3 protein-coding genes are annotated in these 4,586 nt (G+C 66.5%); 1 reads left to right on the top strand and 2 read right to left on the bottom strand.

Annotated features, from left to right (window positions below):
- The coding region (locus CSW58_RS07695; protein WP_161494587.1) for a PAS domain S-box protein at window positions 1–1,036 on the bottom strand (1,036 nt) is incomplete at its 3' end.
- A gap of 121 nt (window positions 1,037–1,157) precedes the next feature.
- Window positions 1,158–3,581: an EAL domain-containing protein gene (locus CSW58_RS07690; RefSeq protein WP_369825110.1), complete on the bottom strand. Its 2,424-nt coding sequence runs from the start codon at window positions 3,579–3,581 to the stop codon at window positions 1,158–1,160.
- 192 nt (window positions 3,582–3,773) lie between these two features.
- On the opposite strand from CSW58_RS07690, the gene CSW58_RS07685 reads away from it, so the two are divergent.
- A partial coding sequence (locus CSW58_RS07685; protein ID WP_143755125.1) for a UDP-glucose/GDP-mannose dehydrogenase family protein occupies window positions 3,774–4,586 on the top strand: 813 nt, incomplete at its 3' end.

Below are 4,586 nucleotides of genomic sequence, written 5' to 3'. Positions count from 1 at the left end.
TGTTGATCCACCGCCAGGCGCCGTCGGCCCGGCGCAGGCGGAAGCTGGTCTTGAAGGGCAGGCGCGCCTGAGTGGCCTCGATGACGGCGTTCAGTCTGGGCTTGAAATCCTCGGGATGCACGCCGGCGCTCCAGCCGCGGCCGATCTCCTCGTCCATCTTGCGACCGGTGAAATTCAGCCAGGCGTCGTTGAACCAGGTGCAGTCGCCTGAAACGTCGGAGATCCAGATCAGCACGGGCGCTGCGTTGGCGACGCTGCGAAACTGCTCTTCGCTGGTTCGCAGCGCGGTCGTGGCGCGGCGTTCAAGCGTGACATCGCGAAAGGTGACCGCCACCCCGTCGTTGAGGCGCACGCCGCTGGAGCGCATCCAGTGTTCGACGCCATTGATGACGCGGTGAACCTCAAGGTCGTCCGCATCGCTCGCCTCGTGCAATAGGCGCAGCCGATCGATCATCTGGGTCCCGGTGTCGTTGGGAAAGGCTTCGCTGACCCGGCGGCCGATCAGGCTGGAAACGGTCGACGGGCGCAGGGCTTCCGCCGCCGGATTGGCATAGGTCCAGCGGAAGTCGATGATCGCGCCGGCCTTGCGGATCGGCTCCAGGATCACGAAGGCGTCGCGTGAGGCCTCCTGGGCGGTGCGAAAGCGCTGCTCGGCCGCCAAACCCTCCTGCACGGTCCGTCGCATGGCTTCGACCAGAAGCACGATCAGCCCGCCGCAGATAATGAACATGCCAAATTCGACGGCGTCGCGCGGATGCAGGGGCCAGGCCTCGGCGCCCGGCGACCAGAAGGCCCAGACCATGGCGACGCTGAGCAGGATGGCCGCCAGGCCAGGTCCTGGACCGCCGATCACGGCGACGAGCAGGACCGCGACGTAGAAGGTCGGGAAGCTGGGGGAAAACCCGGTCAGGCTGGACGCGAGCAGTTTGGCGGCGGCGGCGACAGCCACGATGAAGATAGCGGCGCCATAGCGCCGGGCAGGGCGGTCGGCCGACGTGGCGACCCGGCTCGCCAGCCGCCCCAACAATTGCTGCATGCTCGCATCCTGACCCTGCGTCGCCGGCATTGTGGGTTGAAACGGATCAATGCGAAACCCGGGATGGGGTTTCGGGCGGTTTCATCCGTTCTGGCGGTCGCTAGAGACCTGTGGCGACGTCCTAGGCCGCGGCGCGTTTCGAGCGCCGCACGGGCGTGATCTTCTCGGCGGTTTCGGCCGGAGCGGCGGCATTGGTCCAGATCGTGATATTTTCGACCGGCGCCGGTCGGCCGATGGCGTAGCCCTGCAGTTCGGCGCAGTCCTCGCCGCGCAGGAAGTTGATCTGCTCCTCGGTCTCTACGCCTTCGGCCACCACCGGGATGTCGAGGCTGCGGCCCAGGCCGAGGACGGCGCGGACGATCACCGTCGCCCGGTCGTGGCGATGGATATCCTCGACGAAGCTCTTGTCGATCTTGATCTTGTCGAACGGGAAGGACTGAAGGGTCGACAGCGACGAGAAGCCGGTGCCGAAATCGTCCATGGCGATCCGAACGCCCAGCGCCTTGAGGCGGCGCAGATTGTCCAGCGCCCGCTGGTAGTCCTTGAACAGCGCGCTTTCGGTGACCTCAAGCTCAAGCCGATGGGGCGATAGACCGCTGGCGATCAGCACCTCGTGGACCAGCTTGGGCAGGTCGGGCTGGTTCAGTTGCAGCGGCGACAGATTGACCGCGATGCGCAGGGGGCGCTGCCAGGCGGCCGCGTCGGCGCAGGCGCGCCTCAGGACCCATTCGCCCAGCTGGCCGATCAGCCCGCTTTCCTCGGCGACCGGAATGAACTCCAGCGGGGGGATCATGCCGCGAACGGGGTGGAGCCACCGGACCAGGGCCTCGAAGCCGCAGACCTCGCCATCGCTGGCCCTGGCCAGGGGCTGATAATAGACGATCAGCTCTTCGTCGATGATCGCCTGACGCAGTTCGCGGGCCATGGTCCGGCGCTCACGGATCGAATCGTCCATCTCGCGCTTGAAGAACCGGTAGACGCCGCGACCACTTTCCTTGGCGCGATAGAGGGCCATGTCGGCATTGGCCAGCAAGGCCTCGGCGGTGCGACCATCGTCGGGGAACAGGCTCACGCCGAGGCTGGCGGCCATGACCAGCGGCTGGCCCTCGTGGATCGCCGGCACGCTGAGAGCCTCAAGCAGATGTCCCGCCAGTTCCGCCGCCGCCGCGGGCTGGTCGCCCGCCGCGATCTGAACGATGATGAACTCATCGCCCCCCAAGCGCGCGGCGAAGGAGGGCGCCGTCACCGAGTCCTGAAGTCGGCGGGCGGCTTCGACCAGCAGGGCGTCGCCGGCCAGATGACCGTGCAGGTCATTGGCCTCCTTGAAGTGGTCCAGGTCGACGCAGATCAGCGCCAGCGATTCGCCCGACGCCTCCACCCGGTCCAGGGCGGCGGCCAGTCGCGACTGTAGGGAATTGCGGTTGGGCAGACCCGTCAGGCCGTCATGCTCGGCCAGGTAACGAATCTTTTCTTCGGCCGACCGGCGCTCGCGCAGGTCGCGGACCGCCAGCACGGTGAGGCCCGAGGTCTCGGTGCGGGCGCCGTCGTCCATCAGTCGCGCGAACACCTCGATCGGAATGGCGCGCCCGCCGTCCAGAGGCTGCAACTGACCTTCGCGGCGCACGCCCTCGCGGGATTCCTCGTTGCTGTCGAACGACATCAGACCCGCGAACAAGGGCTTTCCGACCAGGTCTTGGGACTCGGCCCCGGCCAGGACGCAGAAGGCGGCGTTGACGTCGTTGATGCGGCCGTCCTGCACTACGACAATGCCTTCATAGGCGGCGTTGGCGAGGCGACGGATGCGATCGAGGGCCGAACGGCTGGTCTGGCTCTCGATCGTCACGGCGCCGAGGCCGCCGAGCGTGACCAGGACCGTAATGGCGGCGACGGCGAAGGTGACCATGCCCCCCGAAAGCAGTTGGTCGGGCACGATGATCGAGGGGTCAGGCACGATGGTGACGGCGGCCATGCCGGTAAAGTGCAACAGGCCGACGCCAAGGGCGAGGAGCCCGCCGCCGATCGCCTGACGTGTGACGGATCGGGCGCGGCCGGCAAGCATCAGGGCGCTGGTGGAGCCCGCAACCCCCAGAATGACCGAGGCCGCGACGGTGGCGTGTTCCCACAGCACCGCGCCCTGGGTCACGAAGGCGCTCATGCCTACATAGTGCATGGCCGCGACGCCGACCCCCAGAAGCAGGCCTCCGGCCAGATCGTTGGTGTGGGACCGCTGGGCCGAGGCCACCGCGAAGCCGCCGGCCATGAACACCACGGCGATCATCAGGGACAGCAGGGTGCCGGTCGGACTGTAGCCGGTTTTCAGGCCTGGATCGAAGGCGACCATGGCGATGAAGTGAGCCGCCCAGACGCCGGAGCCCGCCACCAGGCCGGTGAGCAGCAGCCAGGCGGCGCGCACCACGCCCTTGGCGCCGCGCATCCGCGAATAGAGACGAAACGCCGTGAAGCAGGCTGCAAAGCCGACAAGGCCGGCGACCAGGACAAGCCTTTGCTCATGCTGCGCTATCAAATGGGTCAAAATCTGTAGCACTCGCAAGGTCCCCCGAACTTGAAACCTCAAATTAGCGTAGAAGGTGCAAAGAAAGTGTTTCTCGCCCGACAGGGTCCAGATGGGGGCTGATCCGCGCCGATGGGCCCTTGCCTAGTTGTCGCGATTGATTGATTAGCGAACCCGCCTGGCGGCCAGGCGCGACCTGGATCACCGGATCAGCGAGAGACCTTGATGCGCATAGCAATGATCGGCACCGGCTACGTGGGTCTGGTGTCTGGAGCCTGTTTCGCGGACTTCGGTCACGTGGTGACCTGCATCGACAAGGACGCGGGCAAGATCGCGCGGCTCGAAAGCGGCGAGATCCCGATCTTTGAGCCCGGTCTCGACGACCTGGTGGCCCGCAATGTGGCGGCTGGCCGGCTGTCCTTCACCCTGGACGGGACTCGGGCGATCGCCGAGGCCGACGCGGTGTTTATCGCGGTGGGCACGCCGACCCGCCGCGGCGACGGCCATGCGGACCTGTCCTATGTCCATGCCGCGGCCGAGGAGATCGCCGGACTGATCGATGGTTTCACCGTCATCGTCACCAAGTCGACCGTGCCGGTCGGCACCGGCGACGAGGTCGAGGCCATTATTCGCAGGGTCAATCCGAACGCGCAGTTCGCGGTGGTCTCCAATCCGGAATTTCTGCGTGAGGGCGCGGCGATCGAGGATTTCAAGCGCCCTGACCGGGTGGTGGTCGGCACCGAAGACGAGCGGGCCCAGGCGGTGATGCGCGAGCTCTACCGGCCGCTGTCGCTGAACGAGACGCCGATCGTCTTCACCGGCCGCCGGACCAGCGAACTGATCAAATATGCCGCCAACGCCTTTCTGGCCATGAAGATCACCTTCATCAACGAGATGGCCGACCTGTGCGAAAAGGTTGGGGCGGACGTTCAGCAGGTGGCCAAGGGCATCGGGCTCGACAAGCGGATCGGGGGCAAGTTCCTCAATGCCGGTCCCGGCTATGGCGGCTCCTGCTTTCCAAAGGACACCCTGGCCCTC

The sequence above is a fragment of the Caulobacter sp. B11 genome (assembly GCF_002737765.1).
Taxonomy (GTDB): domain Bacteria; phylum Pseudomonadota; class Alphaproteobacteria; order Caulobacterales; family Caulobacteraceae; genus Caulobacter.
The sequence above is the reverse complement of the archived record's forward strand: the minus strand, read 5'-3'. Positions and strand labels throughout refer to the sequence as shown.